Origin of the sequence: Hartmannibacter diazotrophicus (genome assembly GCF_900231165.1) — a bacterium.
GTDB classification, from domain to species: Bacteria; Pseudomonadota; Alphaproteobacteria; order Rhizobiales; family Pleomorphomonadaceae; genus Hartmannibacter; species Hartmannibacter diazotrophicus.
In genome coordinates this window covers 3,730,368-3,755,749 of record NZ_LT960614.1, presented here as the reverse complement: position 1 = coordinate 3,755,749, position 25,382 = coordinate 3,730,368, and the positions used below count along the sequence as shown (strand labels likewise).

The 25,382-nt window shown below is 63.0% G+C and carries 21 protein-coding genes; 11 read left to right on the top strand and 10 right to left on the bottom strand.

The annotated features are described in order from the left end of the window. Nucleotides 1–216: 216 nt before the first annotated feature. Nucleotides 217–528, top strand: coding sequence for a GIY-YIG nuclease family protein (locus HDIA_RS17495; RefSeq protein WP_099557333.1), 312 nt, complete (start codon nt 217–219; stop codon nt 526–528). A 90-nt stretch (nt 529–618) separates the two neighbouring features. Here HDIA_RS17495 and HDIA_RS17490 read toward each other — a convergent pair whose 3' ends face one another. Further along, nucleotides 619–2,421 (bottom strand): RNA-directed DNA polymerase, encoded by a 1,803-nt coding sequence (locus HDIA_RS17490; RefSeq protein WP_099557332.1) that lies wholly within the window; start codon nt 2,419–2,421, stop codon nt 619–621. A 1,039-nt stretch (nt 2,422–3,460) separates the two neighbouring features. On the opposite strand from HDIA_RS17490, the gene HDIA_RS17485 reads away from it, so the two are divergent. Both HDIA_RS17485 and HDIA_RS17480 read left to right on the top strand, forming a co-directional pair. After that, entirely contained in the window at nt 3,461–5,512 is a 2,052-nt protein-coding gene (locus HDIA_RS17485) for an acyltransferase family protein (protein ID WP_099557331.1), read from the top strand. Nucleotides 5,513–5,696: 184 nt separating this feature from the next. Next, nucleotides 5,697–6,875, top strand: a complete 1,179-nt coding sequence (locus HDIA_RS17480; RefSeq protein WP_099557330.1) for a mechanosensitive ion channel family protein — start codon at nt 5,697–5,699, stop codon at nt 6,873–6,875. 3 nt (nt 6,876–6,878) lie between these two features. Here HDIA_RS17480 and HDIA_RS17475 read toward each other — a convergent pair whose 3' ends face one another. Continuing rightward, nucleotides 6,879–7,733 (bottom strand): arylamine N-acetyltransferase family protein, encoded by an 855-nt coding sequence (locus HDIA_RS17475; protein ID WP_099557329.1) that lies wholly within the window; start codon nt 7,731–7,733, stop codon nt 6,879–6,881. A 240-nt stretch (nt 7,734–7,973) separates the two neighbouring features. On the opposite strand from HDIA_RS17475, the gene HDIA_RS17470 reads away from it, so the two are divergent. Further along, entirely contained in the window at nt 7,974–8,873 is a 900-nt protein-coding gene (locus HDIA_RS17470) for a LysR family transcriptional regulator (RefSeq protein ID WP_099557328.1), read from the top strand. A 178-nt stretch (nt 8,874–9,051) separates the two neighbouring features. On the opposite strand, the gene HDIA_RS17465 is transcribed toward HDIA_RS17470, so the two are convergent. Further along, nucleotides 9,052–9,423, bottom strand: coding sequence for a c-type cytochrome (locus tag HDIA_RS17465; protein ID WP_099558978.1), 372 nt, complete (start codon nt 9,421–9,423; stop codon nt 9,052–9,054). Nucleotides 9,424–9,578: 155 nt separating this feature from the next. On the opposite strand from HDIA_RS17465, the gene HDIA_RS17460 reads away from it, so the two are divergent. The 3 genes from HDIA_RS17460 (at nt 9,579) to HDIA_RS17450 (ending at nt 11,465) form a co-directional block, all read left to right on the top strand. Continuing rightward, on the top strand, nt 9,579–10,421 hold the full coding sequence (locus HDIA_RS17460) for an EamA family transporter (RefSeq protein ID WP_099558977.1): 843 nt from the start codon (nt 9,579–9,581) through the stop codon (nt 10,419–10,421). An 89-nt stretch (nt 10,422–10,510) separates the two neighbouring features. After that, nucleotides 10,511–10,888 carry a septal ring lytic transglycosylase RlpA family protein gene (locus tag HDIA_RS17455; RefSeq protein WP_099558976.1) on the top strand — a complete coding sequence of 126 codons (378 nt, stop codon included), beginning with the start codon at nt 10,511–10,513 and terminating at the stop codon, nt 10,886–10,888. Nucleotides 10,889–11,153: 265 nt separating this feature from the next. Further along, complete coding sequence (locus HDIA_RS17450) at nt 11,154–11,465, top strand: SemiSWEET family sugar transporter (protein ID WP_099557327.1); 312 nt, start codon at nt 11,154–11,156, stop codon at nt 11,463–11,465. Here HDIA_RS17450 and HDIA_RS17445 read toward each other — a convergent pair. From HDIA_RS17445 to HDIA_RS17430, 4 genes are all read right to left on the bottom strand, one after another. After that, nucleotides 11,410–11,955: a DUF1499 domain-containing protein gene (locus tag HDIA_RS17445; protein WP_099557326.1), complete on the bottom strand. Its 546-nt coding sequence runs from the start codon at nt 11,953–11,955 to the stop codon at nt 11,410–11,412. The genes HDIA_RS17450 and HDIA_RS17445 overlap by 56 nt on opposite strands. A gap of 3 nt (nt 11,956–11,958) precedes the next feature. Further along, nucleotides 11,959–13,149, bottom strand: coding sequence for a PQQ-dependent sugar dehydrogenase (locus HDIA_RS17440; RefSeq protein ID WP_173796257.1), 1,191 nt, complete (start codon nt 13,147–13,149; stop codon nt 11,959–11,961). A gap of 117 nt (nt 13,150–13,266) precedes the next feature. Next, complete coding sequence (locus tag HDIA_RS17435) at nt 13,267–13,806, bottom strand: hypothetical protein (RefSeq protein WP_099557324.1); 540 nt, start codon at nt 13,804–13,806, stop codon at nt 13,267–13,269. Between the two features lie 310 nt (nt 13,807–14,116). Further along, nucleotides 14,117–15,319: a pyridoxal phosphate-dependent aminotransferase gene (locus HDIA_RS17430; RefSeq protein ID WP_099557323.1), complete on the bottom strand. Its 1,203-nt coding sequence runs from the start codon at nt 15,317–15,319 to the stop codon at nt 14,117–14,119. A 252-nt stretch (nt 15,320–15,571) separates the two neighbouring features. On the opposite strand from HDIA_RS17430, the gene msrP reads away from it, so the two are divergent. Further along, a complete protein-coding gene (msrP, locus tag HDIA_RS17425; RefSeq protein WP_099557322.1) occupies nt 15,572–16,525 on the top strand; it encodes a protein-methionine-sulfoxide reductase catalytic subunit MsrP in 954 nt (317 codons plus the stop codon). Nucleotides 16,526–17,312: 787 nt separating this feature from the next. On the opposite strand, the gene HDIA_RS17420 is transcribed toward msrP, so the two are convergent. The 3 genes from HDIA_RS17420 to ypfJ all read right to left on the bottom strand — a co-directional run bounded on the left by HDIA_RS17420 (nt 17,313) and on the right by ypfJ (nt 19,442). Beyond that, the gene (locus HDIA_RS17420) at nt 17,313–17,684 is read right to left on the bottom strand and encodes a VOC family protein (protein ID WP_099557321.1); all 372 of its coding nucleotides are present in this window, start codon (nt 17,682–17,684) and stop codon (nt 17,313–17,315) included. 108 nt (nt 17,685–17,792) lie between these two features. Beyond that, the gene (locus HDIA_RS17415) at nt 17,793–18,491 is read right to left on the bottom strand and encodes a helix-turn-helix transcriptional regulator (protein WP_099557320.1); all 699 of its coding nucleotides are present in this window, start codon (nt 18,489–18,491) and stop codon (nt 17,793–17,795) included. A 15-nt stretch (nt 18,492–18,506) separates the two neighbouring features. Beyond that, entirely contained in the window at nt 18,507–19,442 is a 936-nt protein-coding gene (gene ypfJ, locus HDIA_RS17410; protein WP_099557319.1) for a KPN_02809 family neutral zinc metallopeptidase, read from the bottom strand. 254 nt (nt 19,443–19,696) lie between these two features. On the opposite strand from ypfJ, the gene carB reads away from it, so the two are divergent. The 3 genes from carB (at nt 19,697) to HDIA_RS17395 (ending at nt 25,108) form a co-directional block, all read left to right on the top strand. After that, on the top strand, nt 19,697–22,942 hold the full coding sequence (carB, locus tag HDIA_RS17405; protein ID WP_099557318.1) for a carbamoyl-phosphate synthase large subunit: 3,246 nt from the start codon (nt 19,697–19,699) through the stop codon (nt 22,940–22,942). A gap of 586 nt (nt 22,943–23,528) precedes the next feature. Continuing rightward, nucleotides 23,529–24,002 carry a transcription elongation factor GreA gene (gene greA, locus HDIA_RS17400; protein ID WP_099557317.1) on the top strand — a complete coding sequence of 158 codons (474 nt, stop codon included), beginning with the start codon at nt 23,529–23,531 and terminating at the stop codon, nt 24,000–24,002. Beyond that, entirely contained in the window at nt 23,999–25,108 is a 1,110-nt protein-coding gene (locus tag HDIA_RS17395) for a glycosyltransferase family 10 domain-containing protein (RefSeq protein ID WP_245883934.1), read from the top strand. The genes greA and HDIA_RS17395 overlap by 4 nt, the downstream gene beginning before the upstream one ends. Nucleotides 25,109–25,382: the final 274 nt, after the last annotated feature.

Here is a 25,382-nt window from a genome sequence, read left to right as displayed (position 1 = left end):
CTTGCCATTTTCCCTCGGCCTCTCCACCCCGTCATGGTCCGCGAAGGCGGACCACCCACGACTTTCAAAGCCCTTCCCACGAACCAAGGCCGCATTTTTCCGCCTTTCGTGGATGGTCTGCCTGCGCAGACCATGACAATCTCTGGTTAGGAACAGAACCACCACAGCCGCCGAACTCTCGGCCTTCACCAGCCACCGTCACTCCGGACCGTCGCCATGAAACCCGGCTTCGTCTACATCGTGACCAACAAGCCGAACGGGGTGCTCTACACCGGCGTCACCAGCAATCTCGACGTCCGCATTTACCAGCACCGCACAGGCGTCTTCGACGGCTTCTCGAAGAAATACGGCTGCAACCGCCTCGCCTGGTTCGAAGCCCACGACGACATCGCCGAGGCCATCCATCGGGAAAAGCGGATCAAGACGTGGCTCAGGGCGTGGAAGGTGCGGCTGATCCTTGAGGGCAACCCGGACTGGCGCGATCTCTATCCGGAGCTTGTGGGTCTACCGGAAGGGGAGGTCGACTGAAGGCATTGCCGATGCGGCAACTACCCCAAAGAACCTTTCGAACCTCACCGCCAAGTCATGGAGCGAGCAGTCGGATTAGTGCGTTAATATTCATATTATTTTCAATCTAGTAGAGATATTCTTGTAGTATGTATCTTGAAATACAGTCTTATTGTTAATCTTCAGCGTATTTATTTGTGCGGCGGGCGCATTTGGATTCCGAAGAGCGGACATTAGGCACAGGAATTTGGCGTGTGTAATTCCAGTTCCTCGTGTCGTATTCGGAGATTTCAGGGCATTGAACATTGATTGAAATGTCTTTTCGTCTTCTGAAAGCTTTATGTGAAATTTATAGGCCTCTCGAACTCCATTATTTAGACTTCGATCGAGCAGCGATTTGAAGGACGTCTCTTCAGGAGAGCTGTAAAAAATAGGTAAAAATGATCCAGCTAGTCTGCCGAGGCGTTCATCTGACACCCAGAGTTGCTCTGCATCTACTAATGTTTTCAAGAGTTCCGTCGTGCTCGCATATTTTGATTGCAGCCAGAGCTTCGAATGCAATCCATAATAAAGTGTAGAATCGTTGCTGTTAATTATGTTCTGAACGTGGCTATGACTGTGTTTAGTTTTGACCAGTGTCTCGACGAGATAATTGGCCATCGATACCATCGCAGCGTCATCGACCAGTAGTCCTGACGTTGCACAATTTGCTAGGACAGCTGCCACTGACGGTGTGAGAGGTCGACTTCTAATAAGCGAATAAATGTTTTCACGGACTGATGGTCTTAGTTTAATTATTTGTTCGAGAATTTGGGGTGGAACTTTGGCGTTGGTCTGTGCAGCTAAGCCCAACCAGCGTTTGAGGATTTTTTCCCCATTCCCGCTGTCAAATTTTTTCCGCTTTATGCCGTCTTTGATGCGAAGTTCGACTAAACGCCTCTGCCGATCAAGTGGTAAATCTTTCTTTCTTCTCCATTCTATACTTGCCTTCACAGCGTCCATTCGCGCATTCTCAAAAAGCCTGAAATGTCGAATGGCCTCTGCACGGGTCAATATTACAGTTTTACCACTGTTAAGCCGAACTTGTTTCGTTTGCAGAACGAGGTCGACGGCCTTTAGAGCTTGCTTGGCGTCAACGATTGTATCCACACCGATGTCAATATCATCCATATAGCGGACAAAATCTCTGTTTGGGTCACTCGCCAGAAAGGCGTCGAGTTCATACAAGAAGCAATGGGCCAGCAGACGCGGAGCATCTAGATTGATTTGCGGAAGCCCAACTTCTACTCTAGGTGTGTAATCGGGTTGCCACAAAAGATCTGAAAGAATGTATATCAACATGTCGATGATACATTCGTCTGCTTCCGTTATTGCAGAAATTGCATTTCTGAGGTGTACATATGATATACTGTCATAGTAGTTAGCAATATCTGTTACTACAATGAAATTACGTGATTTTGAGAAATTGAACAACGCCTTCTGAAAATTGAGCCAAGCGGCAAATGTGCCATATCCACTCGGAACCGTTGAGAATTTGTGATCTTTGGGCTCAAAAAATGAATTTTTGGTGGGAGCCTTTCCTTTAATTTCAGCATACAGGGCATCGGAAAGGCATTGTAGAACAATTGCATCTCGGAATGTCGGGATGACAAGTTGCCTGCAGAGCCCTTTACTTTTCTCAACTAGAATTCTCTGCGCCTTCTGCGGTGCATAGGAACCGGATAGGATAATGTGTGAGAGCTTTTTGCTTTCTAATTTTCGAGCAAGATGAAAGTCGAAATGTTCGATGCCGTCATTGATGAATTGGTCTTTCATCGATGTGCGAACTTTTTCTCTCCAAATTCTCTCAATGTTCGCAGGTGCGAAAATCTTCTTAAGCTTTGCTGCGCGAATGTCGAAGCGAGGTGATTTCATCGTAATCTATCGTGATTGATTTTTCTAATATTCTCTCATTTGGATTAATTTCTCATTAATCAATCTATCTTCGGTTGTTTTGCCGGGCTGGGACAGGTGAATGGTCGCACCTTTTTGGCAGCAAGTTAGTCAAATTTGTCTTTGTCTGAGGGAGCGATTGCTGAGTATGAACTGCGGAAGCTAACCTGTGGTTTGGTGTCAATAGACGGTTTCGACGGAAATCCAATCGTTCCTTATTCACCCCCTCCCTCTCTCCCCCATACTTTCCCAATCCCGCCCGCGAGGGGCGTTGTCCGGAGGCGTTCGTGCGATGGGTCGGGTGCGGCGCCCGCGCGCCCGGTTGGCAGCCGGGCTCCCGGGCGACCTCGGGAACCCGTCCGCGGCCACTAGGAGCCGTGTCGGTAGGCCGATCAGCGAGAGACGGTGAAGGACGGCCCTGCCGCCCGGATCAGGAAGCGGGACAAACCCGGGGTAGCGGAAATGCCGATGAGATTGAGCACCGCGCACCCGGACCCCGCCCCGCCGCCTCCGCCAAGATACGGGCCCGGGGCTCGATGGACGCCGCCGGTGGGGCGCCGAAAGGCGAGCGCCCCGGTCTCCGTCCGCAGGCAACGGGTCGCCCCGCTGCTTGAGGTTCGGGACCGGACCGCGCACGGGATCAGGGTTTTCAAGCGGGAGCTGTCGCGGTCGTGACGCATCTGCCTCCGCCGTCCGTCTGGCGCCGTCGCAAGGCGCGGGCGGGCAGGGCCCCGGTTCCGTCCACAGACACGCGCCTTTCGGCGCCCCATCCCCCTCGGCCCACCCTTTTTGGGGTCGGGTGGGGGAGACGACGAAGAACCCCGGTGGAAAATCCGCGCGGGGCCTTTCGTGCTGGCGAAATTTTCTCATTTGCAACCGAACCGAAACCGCAGGTGCGGCGTTACAGCCATGCTCGCCGCGCCGGCGACCGGCCGTTACACGAGCGTTTCGGACCGTATCTTTCCGTAACGGAACCGCTAAAATCGAATGGGTTATCGGCCGTCTGCATGAGCGTTTCTCGATGAAGCATCGCCTGGAGATCGACGGCCTCAGGGCCGTCGCCGTGGTTCCCGTCATCCTGTTTCACGCCGGCGTCCCGGCCTTTAGCGGCGGCTTCGTCGGCGTCGACGTCTTCTTCGTCATCAGCGGCTATCTGATCACCACGCTGCTGGTGGAGGACATCGAGGCTGGGCGCTTCAGCCTCGCCGCTTTCTACGAGCGGCGGGCGCGGCGCATCCTGCCGGCGCTCTTCCTCGTCATGGCGGCCAGCGTGCCCTTCGCCTGGATGTGGATGCTGCCGGAGCAGATGCACGATTTCGCGCAGAGCCTGCTGGCGGTCAGCCTCTTCGGCTCGAATTTCCTGTTCTGGCGCCAGAGCGGTTATTTCGGCGCCGCCTCGGAGGAACAGCCGTTCCTGCACACGTGGAGCCTTGCCGTCGAGGAGCAGTATTACCTGCTGTTTCCGCTGCTTCTGCTGTTCCTCTGGCGCTTCGGCCGCAACCGCGCCTTCTGGATGATCGCTGGCGGCGCCTTCGCGAGCCTCGTCCTCAGCGAATGGATGGGGCGGCACAGTCCGTCGGCGAATTTCTATCTGCTGCCGACGCGGGCGTGGGAGCTGTTCGCCGGCTCGATCGCCGCCATCCTCTTGCGGCGGCGGCGCGGGGTGCGCGGCAACGAGTTTCTCGCTCTTTCGGGCCTCGCGGCCATCGTCGCTCCGGTCTTCGTCTATGACGAGACGACGCCCTTTCCGGGCGTTCACGCGCTCGTCCCGGTGCTCGGCGTCGTGCTGCTGATCCTCTACGCTCAGCGCGAGACGCTCGTTGCCCGGCTGCTCGCCTCGCGGCCCTTCGTCGGCATCGGCCTCATCAGCTACAGCGCCTATCTGTGGCACCAGCCGCTCTTCGCCTTCGCCCGCATCCGCTTTCCCGACCGCGCCGGCGAGCCGATGCTGCTTGGGCTTGCGGTTCTATCGCTGCTGCTGGCGGCGGTGACCTGGCGCTTCGTCGAACAGCCCTTCCGCAGCCGGTCGAGCCCGGTTCTCTCGCGCCGGGGCGCGGTCTTTGCCGCGAGCGCGGCCGGCCTTCTCCTGTTCAGCGTCTTCGGCCTTGCCGGTATCATCCGGGATGGCTTTGCGGGCAGGGTCCCGGGCGCGGTTGTCGCGGCCCTTGCGGCGGGGCAGGACAGGGCGGGCACCCAGTGCAACTTCGACGCGGCCCACCCCACCCCTCCCAACCCGGTGGCGGGGTGCCTGCATGTCGGCGCGTCCGGCCGGCCGCTGGTCGTTCTTCTCGGCGACAGCCACGCGATGGCGATCTCGCAGGAGGTCACCGCGCAGCTGCTCGCGGCCGGGTTCAACGTCTATGCGGTGTCCAGTTCCGGCTGTCCGCCGGTGCCGGGCCTCAGCATTTCGCTGAAGGGCGACGACGGGGCCTGCCCGCGCTTCGTTGCCGGCGTGCTCGACTATGCGGAAAGGGCGGGCGCGGCCAGCCTGGTGCTCACGGCCCGCTTCCCGCTCTATCTGAGCGGCCGGCTGTTCGACAACGGCGAGGGGGGCGTGGAATACGGCGCGCCGATCGTTGCCGATGTCGTGGGGGCCGATGTGGAGGGGGCCAACTTGAATGGCGTCGCCGCGTCGGGCGAGGCGGATCGGCGGAGCCGCGTTCTCCGCCGCTACGAAGAGGGCATCATGGAGATGGCGCGGCGGTTCCATCTCGTCCTCGTCGACCCCATCCCGGAGGCCGGCTGGGATGTGCCCAACCTCGTCGCGCGGCGGATCATGTATGGCGAGGGGACGGCCCCCCTCACCACCTCCCTGGCCCGCTATCGCGAAAGGGCGTCCGACGTTCTGGCGCTTTTCGGCCGGCTGGCATCAGGAAGCGGCAGGATCACCGTCGCGCCGGTCTACAAGGCGCTGTGCGACGAGGGGACGGGCCGGTGCGTCGATGCCGACGGGTCCGGCACCTATTATTTCGACGACGACCACCTCTCCAACGCGGGCGCGCGCCGGATCGCGCCCGTCATCGTCGAGGCAGTGCGCCGGTCCTTGCAGGCGCTCCGGCGCGCGCCTGACTGAGGGGCAGCGGGGCGCCGGCTTGTCCGAAAACGGGATGCCGCTGTTCGGGTCGATGCGGCATGCTGCATTGCGGAACAAATCTTGCTGGGTTCTCTTGTCAGAGCATGCGCAGCGCCCAAGGTGAGGAGGATAGCGGCCTCGAGGGTGCGTGACCTGTCAACAGCCAAGGAGGCCCTCCCGCCGCATGGAACCCCTCGACACGTCCAATCCCATCGACGGCATCAAGAAGGCGATCAACACCGACGCCGTGGCGAGCCAAGTGGAAAAGTCGCTGTTCTGGCTGCCCGACTGGGGTATCAGCCTCGTCGTCTTCGCGTTCGCGGTCCTCGTCGCCATCTTCCTGCACCGGCTCGTCTTCCGCATCCTGACGCGGCTCGTCGCCGGGCGCGATCTCTTCTGGCGCTCGCTGGTCTCGCGCACCGAGGGGCCGATGAAGCTTGCCATCGGCATTGTGCTGATGGGATTTGCCGCGAGCATCTCGCCGCTGTCCGGCGGGCAGGCGGAGGTGATCCGTCACGGACTGCAACTCTGCTTCATCGTGCTGCTCGCCTGGATGGCGCAGACCGCGCTGCATATCTGGACGACGGTGTATCTGAGGCGCTTCAAGCTCGACGCCGAGGACAACCTGCTCGCCCGCAAGCATGTCACCCAGTCGCGCATCCTGCAGCGGGTCGGCAACCTGATGATCGGGATCATCGCCATCGCGGCGCTGCTGATGACCTTCGAGAGCGTGAGGCAATACGGCGTCAGCCTGCTGGCGTCGGCCGGCGCGGCGGGTCTCGTCGTCGGCCTCGCGCTGCAGCCGGTGCTCAAAAACCTCTTTGCCGGCATCCAGCTTGCCGTCACCCAGCCGATCCGCATCGACGACGCGCTGCTGGTGGAAGGGGAGTGGGGCAACGTGGAGGAGATCACCTCCACCTATGTCGTCATCCGTATCTGGGACTGGCGCCGCCTCATCCTGCCGCTCAGCTATTTCATCGAGCAGCCGTTCCAGAACTGGACGCGCGAGGGGGCCGCCCTCATCGGCACAGTGATGCTCTATCTCGACTATACGGTGCCGGTGGACGTCATCCGCGCGCAGGTCGACCATATCGCGAAGACTTCGCCGCTGTGGGACGGCAAGGTGGCGCATGTGCAGGTGACGGATTTCCGCGAGCACACGATGGAGATCCGCATCCTGATCAGCGCCTCCAACTCGCCGCGCACCTACGACATCCGCTGCGAGGTGCGCGAGCGGCTGATCACCTATCTGCAGCAGAATTACCCCGAGTGCCTGCCGCGGCTCAGGGCCGAGTTGCGCCAGCCGACGGCCGATCCGTCGGCGCAGCCGCAGATGATCCCGATGCGGGAGGTCGCCGGGTAGGCGTCAGGCGGGTTCGTTGCCGAGCAGCGCGCGGCGCTGGACCGGGGAGGCGGTCTGGCCGTTTTCCAGATGGGCCCAGACGAGCTTGATCCGGAGGCGGTCGACGTCGAGCCCGAAGTCCTCGCTGAGCGACCAGGCGAGTTCGTCGAGGGAGGCCAACTGGCGCACCGTCTCGCGGTCGCCGTCGATCTCGGTGCGGCGGGCGTTGAAGAGGCTGATGCGGCCGGTCTTGGTCGCGATCGACATCATCAGGTTGCGGTGGAAGGGCGAGGAGGGCGAGCGGGTGCAGATGACGTTTGCGGCCTCGAAGTCCGCCGGGCTGACCCAGGAGCGGTCGAAGCCGTAGAGCGGGAACCAGTTGTCGCGTTCGCGCCGCTGCAGCACGGTCTCACCGGTGATCTGGTCGTGGCGCAGGCGGTAGCTGCCGGCCTTGCAGATCTGCGGTTCGGTGATGTCGAGGCGCAGCGGGGTCAGCGGTCCGGGGCCGCCGAAGCCGCAGTCCGTCAGCCACTCGACGCCATCGAGGCGGACGATGAGGGCGAGGTGCGTGCGCGGGCCGCCGGTTTCGGCGCCCATGCGCACGCGGCCGAGAAGCGGGCGCACGCGGAAGCCAAGTGCCGTCAGGGCCTCCGAATAAAGGGCGTTGAGTTCGAGGCAGTATCCGCCCCGGCGCTCACCCACCAGCTTCTGCCAGATGGAGGCGCTGTCGAGGGCGGGAAGACGACCAAGCAGAACTTCTATGTTCTCGAAGGCGATCGACTGCATCTGTGCAGCCTGCATGCGGCTCAAGCCTTCGATGTCGGTAGAAACAGACTGGATCCCAATACGCTTCAAGTATGAATTGATCTCAAATCCCACGTGCGTCCCCAAAAAAAGCTGGCATGCAGCGCAAACCTGTGCATCCTGATCGGCAGGTCCGGTGGCAAGCTTATTTTTCTTGATTTATCTTTTTGACTGCCGCCGACAGCCACTGAACACTCGACAGCATCCCCGGGAACGCAAAACTTCCGGAGCGAGTGCCGTGGGCCTTTTTGACCGGTCGGACGGAATTGCTCAATCAGCATTTCCGCATGGCTCTATGCGTTTCGGAACACTTATATGATTGCTGACTGGAGCGACCTGCAAACCATTCTCGCCGTTGCAACTTGCGGCTCTCTGTCGGCCGCGGCGCGCGAGCTTGGCGTCAATCAGTCAACGGTTTCTCGCCGCTTGCAGGCCATCGAGCGGGGCCTTGCGCAGCCAGCTTTCGTGCGCGGCGGCGACGGGCGATTCGTTCCGACTGAGACAGGTGAAACACTGGTCGCGACCGCTCGCACTGTCAAGGATCTCGTGCTTCAGGCGGAGGAGCAGCTCTGTTTTTCCACGCGGCCGATCCGGATTGCCACCTGCGAGGTGCTGGCGGGCGCTTTCGTCGCTCCGGCGCTGGCACGCTGGGCGGCGGAGACGGGCGGACTCGGCGATCTTGCCGTCCACGACGATCTCTTTTCGCTGAGGCCGGACCAGTATGATGTGCTGGTGACGCCTGGCGAGTCCGCGCCGCCGGATCTCGTCGGCCGCAAGGTCGCCGAATTCACCTGGGGCTTCTATGCCAGCATCGACTATCTCGCCGAGCATCCGCTGGTGCCCGGTACGCGCGATCTCGCGGGCCATTCGGTGATCCATCCCTCCGGTTCGCTGGCCGAGATCTCCGCCTATGATGCCATCCGGGCGCTCGGCGGCCGGGTGGTCTTCAGCTCCTCCAGCCCGATCGCCCAGCGCGATATCGCGGCCAAGGGCGGGGGCATTGCCCTCCTGCCGACGACGCTGGCCGCCGGGCGCGGCGACCTCGTGCCGCTCAACCTCGGCCCGGCCCCGGTGAGCGACGTGTGGATCCTCGCCCGCCGCGCGGCCGCCCAGCAGCCTCGGCTTCGCGGGTTTCTCGACTGGGCCTACAACCAGCAGCGCATTCCGGGAACGATCGGCCACAGCGAAGGGCAGCCGAGGGCTGCCGGGGCGTGAGCCCTGGGACTACCTGCGCTCTTGGATGAGTTCGATCCGCAGCGCCAGATCGCGGCAAGCACTCCAGCATCGGTGCGGCGAAGGCGATCAGGACGGGCCGGCTCCCGCCGAAGGGGGCTTGGCCGGTCCCGAATGTCGCCACGCCGGACTTCTTCCTCCGAACGCCTCGTTCGCTTTCCTATGAGCCCTGGTCTTCCAGAAAGGCGATGATCGCGGCGCGGTCCTTCTCGTCGGCAAGACCCGCGAAGGGCTTCATATTGTTGCCGGGCGCCATGGCCTGAGGGTCGGTCAGGAAGCGGTCGAGATTGTCCTTGGTCCACTCGAAATCCGCATTTGCCAGGGACGAGGAATAGGCAAATCCTTCAAGGCTGCCAGCCTTTCGGCCGACAATGGCGTGAAGGTTCGGGCCGAGGCGATTGTCGCCCTCGTCAGTCGTGTGGCATGTCCGGCAAGCATTGTTGAACAGCAACTGGCCGTCCTGCTGTTCTTCGGCCAAGGCTGCTCCGGAGAGCGCGCAAATCGCGGCGAACGGAATGGCAATGCGATGCATGATTTCCTCCATCGTTTGATCAAGGAAAACGATGGAAATCATCGCAAGTTCCGCTTGGACAATAGTGAGCCGGATAATCTAAAAGGAGTTGATTGATTGCGGCCGAGCCGCCGCCGGTGGCGTTGCCGACCGGACCCAACGCCCCAGAGGTATCCGTGCCCGCCTTCGTCGTTCCCGTCGTTCTTCTTGGCGCGCTGCTGCACGCAAGCTGGAACACGATCGCCAAATCGGGCCCCAAGAAATTCTTCAACTCGGTGCTTATCTGCGTCGGCTCCGCGGTCATCTCGATCCTGCTGCTGCCGTTCGTCGAGCCGCCGGCCCCCGAAAGCTGGCCCTTCATTGGCGTTTCGGTGTGCCTTCAGATCGCCTACTACAGCCTGATCGCGGCCGCCTATGAAGCCGGCGACATGAGCCTTGCCTATCCCCTGATGCGGGGCGTCTCGCCGTTGCTGGTTGCGGTGGCGAGCGGCCCCTTGATTGGCGAGTTGCTTTCGCTGACGGGGTGGCTGGGTGTCCTGCTGATCTGTACGGGCGTCATGGCTATGGCGATCGACGCCGGGCGGCGGTCGCTGCCGAACGGCAAGGCCATCGGCTACGCGCTGCTCAACGCGGGTGTCATCGCCAGCTACACTCTGGTCGACGGCGTGGGTGTCCGGCTATCGGGCTCGCCGCTCGGCTACACCATGTGGGACTGCATTCTGGCGGCCGTGCCGCTCGGTGCCTACGCCCTCTGGCGGCACCGTGGCGATCTGCTGCGCTATGCGCGCGGACGCGAGCACCTTGCCCTTGTCGGCGGGGCGGCCACGCTCGGATCCTACGCACTCGCCCTCTATGCCATGACGCTGGCGCCGGTCGCCATGGTAGCGGCCCTGCGCGAAACGTCGATCCTTTTCGGTGCGGGCCTTTCCTATCTCGTCCTCAAGGAGAGAGTCGGTTGGCAACGGATGACCGCTTGCGCGGTGCTCCTGTGCGGTGTCGCCGCGATCCGGCTCGCATAGATGCCGGCTTGTGATGACGAGGTGGCTCCGGCAAATTGCGTGGTGCCGACGGCAACCCGCCGGCGGTGCACGCGAACCGGATCGTCTTCATGCCGCAGCCCTTGCGTTGGCTTCTTCTCGTGATCTGCCTCATTCCGCTCGCGGCCTGCGGAAGCGGGCCGCAGCAGTGCGGGCGGGCTTCCTGGACCCAGCTGACCTCGCGCACGGCGAGCGGTGAATATGCCGATCCCAGCACGATGACGGCAGCCCACCGCACGCTGCCCTTCGGCTCGCGGGTGAAGGTGACGAATCTCGGCAATGGCCGCTCCACTGTCGTGCGGATCAACGACCGGGGACCCTACTCCGGCGGGCGGATCATCGACGTCAGCCGGGCCGCCGCGGACCGGCTCGGCTTTCGCAACCAGGGCGTTGCGCGCGTGAAGCTCGAAGCGGTGAGCGGCGCAAAGCTCAGTGGCGGCGGATGCTGACGGGGGCGGCCGCTGCCGGCAGCGGAGATGCTAACGCGCGGTAAAGATCGCACTGCGAAAAACGCATGGCTCGGCTCGACTTGGCCCGATTGACGCCGCTTCCTGCCGTGTGCATATTCCGCTCATCGATTTCACGAGAAGCTAAGCGCAGAGAGCGAAGCTCCAACGCCGAGGCGACCGGAACATTTCTCCGGCCATCAAGGCGAGGCGACCCCGTCGGGCAATCGATTACGATGTCCTCTTCACCTCGTCAGGTTCCAATTCCATGGTTCCCGAAACTGTCGTCAGTCTGATCGGTTCGTCCGCGGCCGTGATCACCACGCTGTGCTGGCTTCCCCAGGCGTTCAAGATCATCCGCGATCGCGATGCGTCCTCGATTTCCTACTCGTCCTATGGCGCGCTGGCGATTGGCGTCGCCATGTGGCTCGCCTATGGCCTTTTGATCGGATCGGTTCCGGTGATCGCGGCCAATGCCGTAACGCTCGTTTTCGTGATCGCGATTCTGGGGCTCAAGGCCTATTTCACGAAAGCTGCGCGCGCAGCTCAGCTAGCAGTCGCTCCAGCCGCGAACGGTTGACCCCGAAGTCTCCGCGGCCGAGCTGGCTTGCCGAATAGGCATCGAGCAGGCTGGTGCTTTCGCCGGACGCGTCCACGCGGATGTGGATGCGGTCGGGAAAATGCATTAGTTCCGTCCGCGCGATGGCGCGCAGGCGATGGGTCGTCTCGTCGACTGCCGTGATCGTGACGTGCGGGTCTTCTTTCAGGTCCTGAAGAACGGTTGCGAAAAGCCGGTCGGCGCTCACAGGAAATGGCGCCGAGATTTCGTCCGGCCGACCGCCGGCGCATTCTCCCGCAGGGCAGATGAGCCAGTCGTTCTTCCAGCCCGTCCGCTTCGGCGCATCGAAGTCATAGGGCCCGTCGTCGGCGGGGCCGGCGATCTGTTCCCAGACGGCATCGCGCCCGTAGAGGCAAAGCGCGCCGTAACCTGCGCCGACCAGCAGCAGCAGGGCGACCAGCACCTGCATCAGCCGGAACAGAAACCCGTGACTTTTTCTGGAGTGTGCCATCGATCAGTCCGAGGCCGTCAGGCGGATCAGTTCGCCCGGATTGTTGTCTGTGAGCAGATAGACCGCGCCGTTCGGTCCCGTGCGCACGTCGCGGATGCGGCCGAAACGGCCCTCGAACAGCCTGTCCTCGCCGACGATCCGGCCGTCTTCCACGTCGAGACGCACCAGCATCTGATATTTCAGGGCGCCGACGAGGATATCGCCCTGCCATGCCGCGAACTGGTCGCCGTCGTAGAACGTCATGCCGGAGGGGGCGATGGAAGGATCCCAATAATGGACGGGCTGCTCGATCCCCGGCGCGGACGTGCCGACGCCGATCTTGGCCCCTGAATAGTGGCGGCCGTAGGAGACCTCGGGCCAGCCATAATTCGCGCCGGCTTCCGTCCGGTTGATTTCATCGCCGCCCCTGGCGCCGTGCTCGACGATCCACAGCTCTCCGGTCGCCGGATCGATGGCCGCGCCCTGCGGATTGCGGTGGCCGTAGGTCCAGATGGCGGGCAGGGCGCCGTTCTCGGCGCTGGCGCAGGGATTGTCGGCCGGAATGCCGCCTTCGTCGGTGATCCGCACGACCTTGCCGAGATGGTTGTCGAGGTCCTGCGCAGGCATGCCCTGGCCGCGCTCGCCAAGGGTGACGAACAGCAGGCCGTCCGGGGCGAAGACGAGACGGGAGCCGAAGTGGTGACCGGTGGTCACCTTCGGGCTCTGGCGAAAGATCACCTTGAAGTCCTGCAGCGACGGCTCGCCGTTCGAACGGACCAGCCGGCCATAGCCGACCGCCGTTCCCGCGCCGCCGCCGCCCGGTTCGGAGAAGGAAAGGTAGACCCGTTGGTTTTCGGCAAACTTCGGGTGGAGGGCGACGTCGAGGAGGCCGCCCTGGCCGCGGGCATAGACCTTCGGGACGCCGGCGAGCGGTGATGAGACATTGCCATTCTCAATGAGCCGCAACTGGCCGGAGCGTTCGGTCACCAGCATCGCGCCGTCGGGGAGGAAAGCGAGGCCCCAGGGATGGTCGAGGTTGCCGGCGACCCTTTCGACCTCGACGTCGGCTTCCGAGATTTCGGCGGCCTGGGCACCTGCGACAGGCAGGGACAGGAGAGCGAGAGCGAGGCCCTGGAAAAGGTCCGGCATCAACCGTCTGGCCTGCCGGGCGGTCGTCGCTGCGCCGGACGGGATGGAAGGACGGTCTCCAGACATGAAGGGTTCTCCTCGACGTGTGCGGCCAATCGGCCGGACGTCTCGCATAGGAACGGGTTCCAAGGAGAAATAGGATTCGGGAAGGCGACCGCAAGACCGGACCGGGTCCCGATCCTGTTACGACGAAAAGGCGGTCCGGCGGCGGGGCGGGGCCGCTTCGACCCGGCTGAGGCCCAGACGATCGGCCAGTTCGTTCCACAGAAGGGCGCTCAGAGCGAGGGTTGCGGCAAGCAGGGCGCCGAGGATGGCGGCGATATAGAAACTGCTGTTGCTGTGCTGGCCGAGCGCCGCTTCGAAGAAAGTCTGGCGCAGGTCGTAGGAAAGCGCGGCTGTTTCCGCGCCGGCAATGGACCCCGCATCGGCGGACTGCTGCTGCGGCTGGAGATAACGGCTCGTATCCTTGGACATCTGGACCGGGAACCAGATGGAGTCATAGGTGCCGCTGAGGCCGGCCTCCGTCTGGGGCGAACGTAGGTCCTTCATGCTCGGATTGGCGAGCGCCATGCTGGTCGCGGTCATGACCGTGATGAACAGGAGAAGAGCCGCCAGACGGGCAAGATGAAGGGTATGGCAGGACGATCCGACGATGCAGCGGGGCGCCACCGGAGCGGTCAGCGTCAAGGGCTGAAGGTTCGAATAGGTCTTGCTGTATCCCATTTGCCTGCCGCGGCTCCCTGCTGATCTGGGCTGTCCCGGCTCTCGGTTCGCGAGGCCGACGGATCGCACCAGCCGACTCATCGGCCCTTTGGCCAACTGTCTGCAGAATGCAAACTTCCAACAGTTGCAGGAGAACGCAGGAATGGGCCGGCGAAAGGGAGGAATTGGGGCCGCGGCGGGATTTATTGTGGCAATTTCTGGGCAGATGCACTCTCAGATGGTTGTGCCGATTCAGACAACAACGCCGGCATGACGGATCATGTCGGCGTTGTCCTGATCTCGGGGGCTGTGAAAGGCCCTGCGGGCTGCCTCAGCGCAGCGAGGCGCAGAAGCGCTGGATGCGGGTGCAGGCCTCTTCCAGATCCGAGGTCGACGTCGCGTAGGAAATGCGGAAGGCCGGGCCGAGGCCGAAGGCGCTGCCCTGAACGACGGCGACGCCTTCCGCTTCCAGAAGCTCGCCGGTGAAGATTTCGTCGTCGGCGATCTCGACACCCTTTTCCGTCTTCTTGCCGATGAGGTCGGCGCAGGACGGATAGACGTAGAAGGCGCCTTCCGGCGTCGGGCACTTGATGCCCCTTGCCTGGTTCAGCATCGAGACGACGAGGTCGCGGCGCGTCTTGAAGATTTCGTTGTTCGTGGCGATGAAGTCCTGCGGGCCGGTCAGGGCCTCGACGGCGGCCCACTGCGCGATGGAGCAGGGGTTCGAGGTCGACTGCGACTGGATCGAGCCCATGGCCTTGATGAGCTGGACCGGGCCGGCGGCATAGCCGATACGCCAGCCGGTCATCGCATAGGCCTTGGACACGCCGTTGACCGTCAGGGTGCGGTCGTAAAGACCAGGCTCGACTTCGGCCAGCGTCGCGAACTTGAAATCGTCGTAGACGAGATGCTCGTACATGTCGTCGGTCATCACCCAGACGTGGGGATGGCGCATGAGCACGTCGGCGAGGGCCTTCAGTTCACCGGCCGTGTAGGCGGCGCCCGTCGGGTTCGACGGCGAGTTGAAGATCAGCCACTTGGTCTTCGGCGTGATCGCCGCTTCCAGAACGTCGGGCTGCAGCTTGAAGCCGGTCTCGGCACCGGCCGTGACGCTGACCGGCTCGCCGCCGGCGAGCAGCACCATGTCCGGATAGCTGACCCAGTAGGGTGCCGGGACGATCACTTCGTCGCCGGGGTTCAGCGTCGCCATCAGGGCATTGTAGAGCACTTGCTTGCCGCCGGTGCCGACGGAGACCTGCGCGGCCTTGTAGTCGAGATTGTTCTCGCGCTTGAACTTGGCGACGATCGCTTCCTTCAGCTCCGGGATGCCGTCGACGGCGGTATACTTCGTCTTGCCCTCGCGGATCGCGCGGATGGCGGCTTCCTTGATGTTGTCGGGCGTGTCGAAATCGGGCTCGCCGGCGCCAAGGCCGATGACGTCGCGGCCCGCCGCTTTCAGCTCGCGGGCTTTCGTCGTCACCGCGATGGTCGGAGACGGCTTCACGCGGGCGAGGGAGGCGGACAGGAAGGACATCGGGAAAGCTCCGTGGAGACAAAAAGCTGTGATCCGGACCGGGTCTGTCCGGTGACTTGGTATTAGGCGGACCCACGGTCCCGCGCAAGGCGTTCCGCGGGCTTTTTCGGCAAAGGTGCCTTTCGTTTCATGCAGGTCGGCAAAGGCTGGCCGCAAGCCGCACTCGGGAAATGACACGATCGTGTGTTGAACCGTAACGATCGGCGTCTACCGTTCGAAGTCCATGGGGAGAACCATTATTAGGAGCTGGAGATGAAGATCGGTCGCAAGCACTCATGGGAGATCCCCGAGCACCTGGCAACGCCAGAGGACGTGTTCCTGAACAGGCGTCAGCTTCTTGCCGCCGCCGGCTTCGGCAGTGCCATGGCGCTCGCCCCCGGCGGCATCACGTCGGCCTTCGCGGCCGGCATGGACGGCTATCCGGCGCCGCGCAACGAAGCCTACAAGCTCGACCGGCCGATCACGCCGGAGAAGATCAACGCCAACTACAACAACTTCTATGAGTTCGGCACGCAGAAATATGTGGCGGACGCGGCGCAGGCGCTGAAGACAGAGCCCTGGACGGTGACGTTCGGCGGCATGGTGGAGAAGGAAAAGACCGTCGACTTCGACGATCTCGTCAAGGCCATGACGCTGGAAGAGCGGCTCTACCGGCACCGCTGCGTCGAAGCCTGGTCGATGGCGATCCCGTGGACCGGATTTCCGCTGAAGAAACTGGTCGACTATGCCAAGCCGCTGTCCGGTGCGAAATACGTTCGCATGGAGACCTTCCTCGATCCGGCCATGGCGCCGGGGCAAAAGCAGGTCTGGTATCCGTGGCCCTATGTCGAGGGACTGACGATGGCCGAGGCGACCAACGAGCTCGCCTTCATGGCGACGGGTGCCTACGGCAAGCCACTGCTCAAGCAGTTCGGCGCGCCGCTGCGGCTGGCGACGCCGTGGAAATACGGCTTCAAGTCGATCAAGTCGATCGTGCGCGTCACGTTCACCGACGAACGGCCGAAGACATTCTGGGAGGCGATCCAGCCGGCCGAATACGGCTTCTGGGCGAATGTGAACCCGGATGTGCCGCATCCGCGCTGGAGCCAGGCGCAGGAGCGCGTGCTGCAGACCGGCGAACTCGTCCCGACTCTTCTCTTCAACGGATACGCCGAGCAGGTGTCCGGGCTCTACAAGGACATCAAGGGCGAGATGTTGTTCATGTAGGCTGCGAGCGATTTGCGGCGCGTTGCCGGCACATCGATTCATGATTCAGGTTTAGCAGTTAAGCATATGATTTATATATGCTTTGACCCTTAAACATGTGAATCAGATTCAGTGTGGGTTCCGTCCAAGTGTCCAGTGGGAGCAGTTGGGGGCGAGACGATGCCTCGTTTGTTCGGTCCGGTGGTGAAGCCACCGGATCAAGCCGATGGTGCTTCCGGTCGGATGAAGGGCGGTGTCGGTCCGCGCCTTGGGCCGAGCGCAAAAAAAAAGCCGGGCACGAAGCCCGGCCTTATAAGGTTAGGGAACGCTGCCCACAGGGGTGGGGGACGTTCCCAGAGGGGAACAGCTGAAACTCGACCCGGCCGGGAGGAAGTTGGCGGGGTGGAGAAATCCATCAGCTGATGCATAAATGGAATGCATTATGCCTCAAGACAAGGCGGTCCATTGCATGACTGTTATGCAAAATGTGACTGATCGCTTTTGCCGAGCAAAAACAAGGAAATGCGCCCAGCGAGCGCAGGCAGGCATGGGAATGCTACGTATTTCAAGCCCTTGTGGCTACCAGGCCACTGGATGATTTGGTTCGACGACCTATATATGCCGGCTGCCGTCAGGCGTCCCGGTGCGCGGCCCTCGGTGATGTGCCGCTGCCGCCGAAATGGGCGGCTCATGCCGATTTCCCGAGTCGGTTCAAATGCTTTCTGCCCGTTCCTGCGTTTCTGATTCTGCTTGAAGCGGCCTCCGCCCCCACCATGGCGGGGGCGTGGCTCTGTTCGTGTCGACGATCTCAGGCGCCGTTCGGATGAAAGACCCTCAGGCGATGCCCGTCGGGATCGGCGGCGGTGAAGGTCGTGCCGAAATCCATCTCCGTCGTCGGCTGGAGGATGGCAGCGCCGATTTCGACGACAGCGGCATGGGCCGCCTCGAGCGCGGCAAGGTCGGGCACCGGAAAGCAGAGTTCCACGGCTCCGGGCATCGACGTTGCCGTCGGCCTGGCCTGGTCACGGCGCCAAAGGCCCACGGTGAGACCGTTACCCAGCGCGAGACTGCTGAAATTGTCCGACCCTGCCTCGGATTTCAGCCCGAAGAGTTTTTCGTAGAAGCGGGCGCTGGCCGCCACGTCGTCGACATAGAGAATGATGAACGAGAGATTTTGCATGAGGTGTCGCTGCTCTTTCCTGCGAGCGGGCCGGCGAACAGGCCCGTGATTGGAACGTGGCAACGATAGGAAAGGCTGCTGTCAGATTCTGGCAGCAGCGTCCATCTCTCAAAATTCCGGCGGGTCGACCCCTTCCTTTTTTCGCCACTCCTTCAGGAGCGCCGCGCGGCGGCGGGGATAGCGCCTTTCCAGAACGCTGAGAGCCGTGATGCGATCGGTGCGGAAGTTGCGGTAGTCGGTGCGCAGTTCGCACCAGGCAGCGACGAGTTGCACGTGATCGAAATAGCCGATCGCGAAGGGCCAGAGCGTGCGCCGGCTCGAGGTGCCGCCAGCGTCGAGATAGTCGATCTCGACGGGATGCTCCGTGCGGATCGCCTTTCTGAGTTCGGCCATGTCGAAGGCCGCGGGTCTCGGCTCTGCGGCCGAACCGACCATGAGCGCGGAGTTTTCCAGTTCGCTGCGAAGATCGGCGGGCAGCACGGCGCCGATGCGGGCGAGGGCGGTTCGCGCCGCGCCTGAGAGCCTGTCGTCGGCGGAGCGCTTCGCCACCCAGCGCGAGCCGAGCACAAGCGCCTCGATCTCGTCCTCGGAGAACATCATCGGCGGCAGCATGAAGCCCGGCTTCAGCACATAGCCGAGGCCGGCCTCGCCCTCGATGCCCGCCCCTTGCGCGCGCAGGCTGTCGATGTCGCGATAGAGCGTGCGCAGGCTGATGCCGAGTTCGTCGGCAAGGGTCTTGCCGCTGACGGGACGGCGATGCGCCCTGAGGATCTGGATCAGATCAAGCAGGCGCTCGGCACGGGACATCTGGCAGACCTGCTCCTAGAGCGAGCGGGCGTTGAGCGTGTCGCAGGCGCCGACATCGCCGGACTCATAGCCGACCCTGAACCAGTGTTTGCGCTGCGTCGATGAGCCGTGGTTGAAGCTCTCGGGCACGACATAGCCCTGCGTTCGCTTCTGGATGGCGTCGTCGCCGATCTGGGTTGCCGCATTCAGCGCCTCGTCGATGTCGCCGACGTCGAGGATGCTGCGGCTTTCGGCGTCGTTGGCCCAGATGCCGGCAAAGCAGTCGGCCTGCAGCTCGACCCGCACGGAATAGGCATTGGCCTCGTCCTGCGACATCGCCTGGCGGCGGCGATTGAACTCCGGCAGGACGCCGATGAGGTTCTGGATGTGGTGGCCGACCTCGTGGGCGATGACGTAGGCCTGGGCGAAATCGCCGGGTGCCTGGAAGCGGCGCTTCAACTCGTCATAGAAGGAAAGATCGATATAGAGCTTGCGGTCGCCGGGGCAGTAGAAGGGGCCGCTGGCGGCGCTGGCATAGCCGCAGGCCGACGAGATGCGGTTGGAAAAGAGGACCAGGGTCGGTTTGGGATAGGACTGGCCGGCCGCGCTGAAAATCCGTCCCCAGGTGTCCTCGGTCTCGGCGAGCACGACGGAGACGAACTGCTTCATCTCGTCGTTCTGCGCCGTGGTCCGGCCCCCGGTCGACGGTTCGTCGGTCGTATATGACGTGCCAGAGCCTCCAAGGTCGCCGAGACTGCCGGTCAGAAGCGTCAGCGGATTGATGCCGAGGAACATCAGCACGATGCCGACGATGATCAGCGTGCCGAGGCTCATGCCTCCGGTCCGGCGACCCACGGGTAGGCGGACGCGCCGGCTGCTGCCGAAGCCTCCGCCCAATCCGCCGCCGAATCCACCGGAGCCGCCGCGCTGATCCTCGACATTGCTGCTCTGTCTGCGACCACGCCACTTCATCGCTTCGTCTCCCGCGGTTTGCGCTCGTCATGTCGTAGCCCGGCGCGCATGGTTTCGTCCACAGCCCGCGTTCTGCGCCAAATACCGGCCAGCAAGATGTCAACAATCGAACAAGGCCGGTCAGCGAGGGTTTCAGACTCCATTCTTTTCGACTATAAGCCCCGCCAGCCCAGACGCTTCAAGAAGAAACGCCGCCCGCGCACAGCACGTCTCCCCGTGCCTTTTCGCGCGGATGCGCGTCAACGCGAGTTCCGATGCCGAAACGCACCGACATTCAATCCATTCTCATCATAGGCGCCGGACCGATTGTCATCGGACAGGCCTGCGAATTCGACTATTCAGGCACCCAGGCCTGCAAGGCGCTGAAGGCCGAGGGCTACAGGATCATCCTCGTCAACTCCAATCCGGCGACGATCATGACCGATCCGGAACTGGCGGACGCGACCTATATCGAGCCGATCACGCCGGAAGTGGTCGCCAAGATCATCGAGAAGGAGCGGCCCGACGCGCTGCTGCCGACCATGGGCGGGCAGACGGCGCTCAACTGCGCGCTGTCGCTGCGCAAGATGGGCGTGTTGGAGAAATTCGGCGTCGAGATGATCGGCGCGACCGCGGAAGCGATCGACAAGGCGGAAGACCGCGAGCTCTTCCGCGACGCGATGACGAAGATCGGCCTGGAGACGCCGAAGTCGCTGCTCGCCCATTCGCTGGTCGAGGCGCTGCCGGCGCTCGACGAGATCGGCCTGCCGGCCATCATCCGTCCGTCCTTCACCATGGGCGGCACCGGCGGCGGCATTGCCTACACGCGCGAGGAATTCATCGACATCATCGAGCGCGGCGTCGACGCCTCGCCGACCAACGAGGTGCTGATCGAGGAATCGGTTCTCGGCTGGAAGGAATACGAGATGGAGGTCGTCCGCGATCGGGACGACAACTGCATCATCATCTGCTCCATCGAGAATATCGACCCGATGGGCATCCACACCGGCGATTCCATCACCGTCGCACCGGCGCTGACGCTGACGGACAAGGAATACCAGATCATGCGCGACGCCTCGTTGGCGGTGCTGCGCGAGATCGGCGTGGAGACGGGCGGATCGAACGTCCAGTTCGCGGTGAACCCGGCCGACGGGCGCATGATCGTGATCGAGATGAACCCGCGCGTGTCGCGTTCCTCGGCGCTGGCGTCGAAGGCGACCGGCTTTCCGATCGCCAAGGTCGCCGCACGTCTCGCCGTCGGCTATACGCTCGACGAGCTTGAGAACGACATCACGGGCGGGGCGACGCCGGCGGCCTTCGAGCCGACCATCGACTATGTCGTCACCAAGATCCCGCGTTTTGCCTTCGAGAAATTCCCCGGCGCAGAGCCGCTGCTGTCGACGTCGATGAAGTCGGTCGGCGAGGTGATGGCGATCGGACGGAGCTTCCCCGAAAGCCTGCAGAAGGCGCTTCGCGGCCTTGAGACGGGCCTGTCCGGGCTCGACGAGATCGCCATCCCCGGCCTTGGCGAGGGAGACGACAAGAACGCCATCCGTGCCGAGCTTGCGCGACCGACGCCGGACCGGCTGCTCGTCTGTGCGCAGGCGCTCCGGCATGGCTTCACGGTCGAGCAGATCCACGACGCCTGCAAGATCGATCCGTGGTTCCTGCGTCATCTGGAGACGATCGTGGCGGTCGAGGGGAAGATCGCCGAGCACGGCCTGCCGGAGACGGCCGGGCAGCTTCGGAATCTGAAGGCCATGGGCTTTTCCGATACCCGGCTCGCCAAGCTTGCCGGGCGGAGCCCGGAGGATGTGTCGGCGCTGCGCACGCGCCTTGGCGTTCACCCGGTCTACAAGCGCATCGACACTTGCGCGGCCGAATTCGCCTCGCCGACGGCCTATATGTACTCGTCCTACGAGATGCCCTTCGCCGGCGCGCTGGCGGACGAGGCGCACACGTCCGATGCCCGCAAGGTCGTCATCCTCGGCGGCGGTCCGAACCGGATCGGCCAGGGCATCGAGTTCGATTATTGCTGCTGCCATGCGGCCTTCGCCCTCAAGGACGCGGGCTATGAAGCGATCATGGTCAACTGCAACCCGGAAACCGTCTCGACCGACTACGACACCTCCGACCGGCTCTATTTCGAGCCGCTGACGGCCGAGGACGTGCTGGAAATCCTCAAGCGCGAGCAGAAAACCGGAACGCTGCACGGCGTCATCGTGCAGTTCGGCGGCCAGACGCCGCTGAAGCTCGCCGAGGCGCTGCAGCAGGCCGGCATCCCGATCCTCGGCACATCGCCGGATGCGATCGACCTTGCCGAGGACCGCGACCGCTTCCAGAAGCTGCTCGTCAAGGAAGGGCTGAAGCAGCCGGAAAACGGCATTGCGCGCTCCGGCGAGGAAGCCAGGAACATTGCCGAGGCGATCGGCTTCCCCGTTGTCATCCGCCCCTCCTACGTGCTCGGCGGGCGGGCGATGGAAATCGTCCACGACATGACGCAGCTGGAGCGCTACATCAACGAGGCGGTGGTCGTCTCCGGCACCTCGCCGGTACTGATCGACAGCTATCTGTCGTCTGCCGTCGAGGTGGACGTCGATGCGCTCTGCGACGGTGAGGACGTCTTCGTCTGCGGCATCATGGAGCATATCGAGGAGGCGGGCATCCATTCGGGTGACAGCGCCTGTTCGTTGCCGCCCTATTCGCTCAAGCCCGAGATGGTCGAGAAACTGAAGGCCCAGACGCGCAAGCTGGCGCTGTCGCTCAATGTCGGCGGCCTGATGAACGTGCAGTATGCGATCAAGGACGACGTGATCTACGTGCTGGAGGTCAACCCGCGCGCCTCGCGCACGGTGCCTTTCGTCGCCAAGACCGTCGGCATTCCTGTGGCCAAGATCGCCGCGCGCGTCATGGCCGGGGAAAAGCTGGCAAGCTTCGACCTGAAAGAGCGCAAGCTCGACCACATCGCGGTCAAGGAAGCGGTGTTCCCCTTCGCGCGCTTCCCCGGCGTCGACACGCTGCTCGGGCCGGAAATGCGCTCGACGGGCGAGGTGATGGGCCTCAACGGGGCGTTCCCGGTGGCCTTCGCCAAGTCGCAGCTTGGCGCCGGCAGCCGCATTCCGACCTCCGGCACGGTGTTCGTGTCAGTGAAGGATGCCGACAAGCCCAAGATCCTGGAGCCCATGCGCCGGCTTTCGGCGCTCGGCTTCAATATCGTCGCGACGTCCGGCACCCAGCGCTGGCTGGCCCAGAACGACATTGCCTGCACCAAGATGAACAAGGTGCTGGAAGGCCGGCCGCATATCGTCGACGCGATCAAGAACGGCGGTGTCCAGCTCGTCTTCAACACGACGGACGGCGCGCGGGCGGTGGGCGACAGCCGGTCGCTGCGCCGGGCGGCTCTGATGCACAAGGTGCCCTACTACACGACGGTGGCGGGTGCCTCCGCCGCGGCGCGGGGCATTGAGGCCTGGGTCGCGGGCGAGGCGGGCGTCCGGTCGCTGCAGGAGTATTTCGCCTGAGATTTGTCCGGCGGGTTTTCGCTCTCTGGCACGTCCTGCCGGATTTCCACCGCCGAGGCGCTTGTTGCACGGCGTATTGAAATTTCCTCCGGCATCCGCTTTGATATGCCAACTTGAAAGGGCCGCCGCGATTCATCGTTGGCGGCCTTGCTCCACGGCCCCGCCCGGATGGCGGGACGAATGAATAAGCGGGGAGGGCAGCCGGAAGGCTTGCGGGACCGGCCGTCATTGCGACGGAGTGGTTTCGCCGTTCAACGCTTCGGGTGAGACGGAAAATGGTCGCGACGGCTTGGCGCCGGGCGATCCGCGAGGAAACAGTGCATTCCGTTCAGGACCGAAGCGCCAAGGAAATGGCGCCGGCCAGGCGCCGGGCCCTTGTCGCCGCCTCAAGGCCCGTAGGCCTTTGGAGGGGTTGCCGAGGGCCGTTTCGTCCTTCGTCAGGTGTAGTGAGCTTCAGCGCCAGGGCCGGTCGGTCTTGCGGCAGAAGTGATCCTGACGATGCGGCGGTTCAGTCAGTGACGGATTTTGCGTGCCCGGTGCGACGAGCGCCGGGCGCCCTGATTTTTTGTGAAAGGTTCGAAGTCCGATGGAAAAGGTTCCGATGACCATGGGCGGCTATGCCGCTCTCGAAGCCGAGTTGCAGCGGCGCAAGTCGGAAGATCGTCCGAAGATCATCGCGGCGATCGCCGAGGCACGCGCCCACGGCGATCTTTCGGAGAATGCCGAGTATCACGCGGCCAAGGAGCAGCAGAGCCTCAACGAGGGCCGGGTGTCCGAAATCGAGGATCTGATCTCGCGCGCCGAGATCATCGATGTCGCCAAGCTGACCGGAACCTCGGTCAAGTTCGGGGCGACGGTGACGCTGGTCGACGAGGATACGGAAGAAGAAAAGACGTATCAGATCGTTGGCGATGCCGAGGCGGATGTGAAGCTCGGCAAGATCTCGATTTCCTCGCCGATTTCCCGCGCGCTGATCGGCAAGTCCGTTGGCGACACCATCGAGGTTTCCGCACCGGGCGGGGCGCGCTCCTACGAGATTCTGGAAGTCGCCTTCAAATGACCGTCGGGGAAAGGGCGGGTGGCGCCGGTCTGGCCGAAGGCAAGGCCGGCGATCCGCCCAGGGGGGCCACGGACGAGGCGAGACCGCTCGTCGTCAAGTTCTTCGGTCGCATCGGCAATCCCGCGCTCCTTTCCCGGCAACTTTCCGCCAAGCCCATGGACGGCCTGACCTTCACGTTCGACTGGGACGCGGAGGACTACGATTGGGTCGTCATCTACGACAACCTGCCGGCCGACCAGGGCAAGCGCTTCTCGACGCGCATCGACCGGCTTTCCTGCCCGGCCAACCGCACGATCCTGCTGACCTCCGAGCCGAGCTCGATCAAGATCTACGGGCACCGGTTCCTACGCCAGTTCGGCCATATCGCCAGCAGCCAGGAGCCGTGGGCGATCCGCCATCCCCATCATCACTTCCGGCAGATCGGGATCCGCTGGTTCTACGGCTGGAACGGCGACAGGCTGATCGACAAGGATACGCTGGCCGCGATGCCAGTGCCGGAGAAGACGCTGACGGTCTCCACTGTCTGTTCCAGCAAGGCGCAGGCGCACACGCTGCATGCGCGGCGGCTGATCTTCACGCAGGAGCTGAAGAAGCTGCTGCCCGAGCTGGAGGTCTTCGGCCACGGTGTACGGCCGATGGACGACAAGGCGGAGGCGCTCGACGACTACCGCTACCACGTCGCGGTCGAGAATCATCGGAGCCTGCATCACTGGACCGAAAAGCTGGCCGATGCCTTCCTTGGCTTCACGCTGCCCTTTTATTTCGGCGCGCCGAACGCGGACGACTATTTCCCGCCGGAAAGCTTCATCCCCATCGATATCAGCAAGCCGGAAGAGGTCGCCGAACGGATCAAGGCCGCCATCGCCGACAATGAATACGAGAAGCGCCTGCCGCATATCCTCGAGGCGCGCCGGCTGGTGCTTGAGCGCTACAACATGTTTGCCGGCATAGGCGAGATTATCGCCGGGGCCAAGGACGAGGCGGACGGACTTGTCGGCAGTCCGCTGAGGAGCCAGCGCGCCGCGCGCAAGGCAGCGCCACTTTCGGCGCTCGGCGACTTCGCCCTTGAAGGACTGGTCAAGTTGCGCAACCGCCTCGCCAACTGAGCGGGGCGAGGGTCTCCCGACAGGGCGACGAGCGGGCAGAGAACTTGCGTCCGATGCAAGCCGGATTTCAGCGCCAGACCCACCCCATCCCCAATGGCGCCATCGAGCAAAGTCGGCTACATGTCCGCACTTGCCACCTGCTGCGAAGTGCATTGGCGTCCGAAGGAACAACCTTGTGAACAATGTACGGCTTGGCGAGAGCCGGCCGGGGCGAGCAGGATGCTGTTGTGTTTTTTGAGTGAATGGCGACCCACGATGTTTCGACCTGGCCGCC

What these genes read in the sequence shown, in the direction of transcription:
- HDIA_RS17495 (WP_099557333.1), top strand. Translation starts at nt 217, where the DNA reads ATGAAACCCGGCTTCGTCTACATCGTGACCAACAAGCCGAACGGGGTG.
- HDIA_RS17490 (WP_099557332.1), bottom strand. Translation starts at nt 2,421, where the DNA reads ATGAAATCACCTCGCTTCGACATTCGCGCAGCAAAGCTTAAGAAGATT.
- HDIA_RS17485 (WP_099557331.1), top strand. Translation starts at nt 3,461, where the DNA reads ATGAAGCATCGCCTGGAGATCGACGGCCTCAGGGCCGTCGCCGTGGTT.
- HDIA_RS17480 (WP_099557330.1), top strand. Translation starts at nt 5,697, where the DNA reads ATGGAACCCCTCGACACGTCCAATCCCATCGACGGCATCAAGAAGGCG.
- HDIA_RS17470 (WP_099557328.1), top strand. Translation starts at nt 7,974, where the DNA reads ATGATTGCTGACTGGAGCGACCTGCAAACCATTCTCGCCGTTGCAACT.
- HDIA_RS17465 (WP_099558978.1), bottom strand. Translation starts at nt 9,423, where the DNA reads ATGCATCGCATTGCCATTCCGTTCGCCGCGATTTGCGCGCTCTCCGGA.
- HDIA_RS17455 (WP_099558976.1), top strand. Translation starts at nt 10,511, where the DNA reads ATGCCGCAGCCCTTGCGTTGGCTTCTTCTCGTGATCTGCCTCATTCCG.
- HDIA_RS17450 (WP_099557327.1), top strand. Translation starts at nt 11,154, where the DNA reads ATGGTTCCCGAAACTGTCGTCAGTCTGATCGGTTCGTCCGCGGCCGTG.
- HDIA_RS17445 (WP_099557326.1), bottom strand. Translation starts at nt 11,955, where the DNA reads ATGGCACACTCCAGAAAAAGTCACGGGTTTCTGTTCCGGCTGATGCAG.
- HDIA_RS17440 (WP_173796257.1), bottom strand. Translation starts at nt 13,149, where the DNA reads ATGTCTGGAGACCGTCCTTCCATCCCGTCCGGCGCAGCGACGACCGCC.
- HDIA_RS17435 (WP_099557324.1), bottom strand. Translation starts at nt 13,806, where the DNA reads ATGGGATACAGCAAGACCTATTCGAACCTTCAGCCCTTGACGCTGACC.
- HDIA_RS17430 (WP_099557323.1), bottom strand. Translation starts at nt 15,319, where the DNA reads ATGTCCTTCCTGTCCGCCTCCCTCGCCCGCGTGAAGCCGTCTCCGACC.
- msrP (WP_099557322.1), top strand. Translation starts at nt 15,572, where the DNA reads ATGAAGATCGGTCGCAAGCACTCATGGGAGATCCCCGAGCACCTGGCA.
- HDIA_RS17420 (WP_099557321.1), bottom strand. Translation starts at nt 17,684, where the DNA reads ATGCAAAATCTCTCGTTCATCATTCTCTATGTCGACGACGTGGCGGCC.
- HDIA_RS17415 (WP_099557320.1), bottom strand. Translation starts at nt 18,491, where the DNA reads ATGTCCCGTGCCGAGCGCCTGCTTGATCTGATCCAGATCCTCAGGGCG.
- ypfJ (WP_099557319.1), bottom strand. Translation starts at nt 19,442, where the DNA reads ATGAAGTGGCGTGGTCGCAGACAGAGCAGCAATGTCGAGGATCAGCGC.
- carB (WP_099557318.1), top strand. Translation starts at nt 19,697, where the DNA reads ATGCCGAAACGCACCGACATTCAATCCATTCTCATCATAGGCGCCGGA.
- greA (WP_099557317.1), top strand. Translation starts at nt 23,529, where the DNA reads ATGGAAAAGGTTCCGATGACCATGGGCGGCTATGCCGCTCTCGAAGCC.
- HDIA_RS17395 (WP_245883934.1), top strand. Translation starts at nt 23,999, where the DNA reads ATGACCGTCGGGGAAAGGGCGGGTGGCGCCGGTCTGGCCGAAGGCAAG.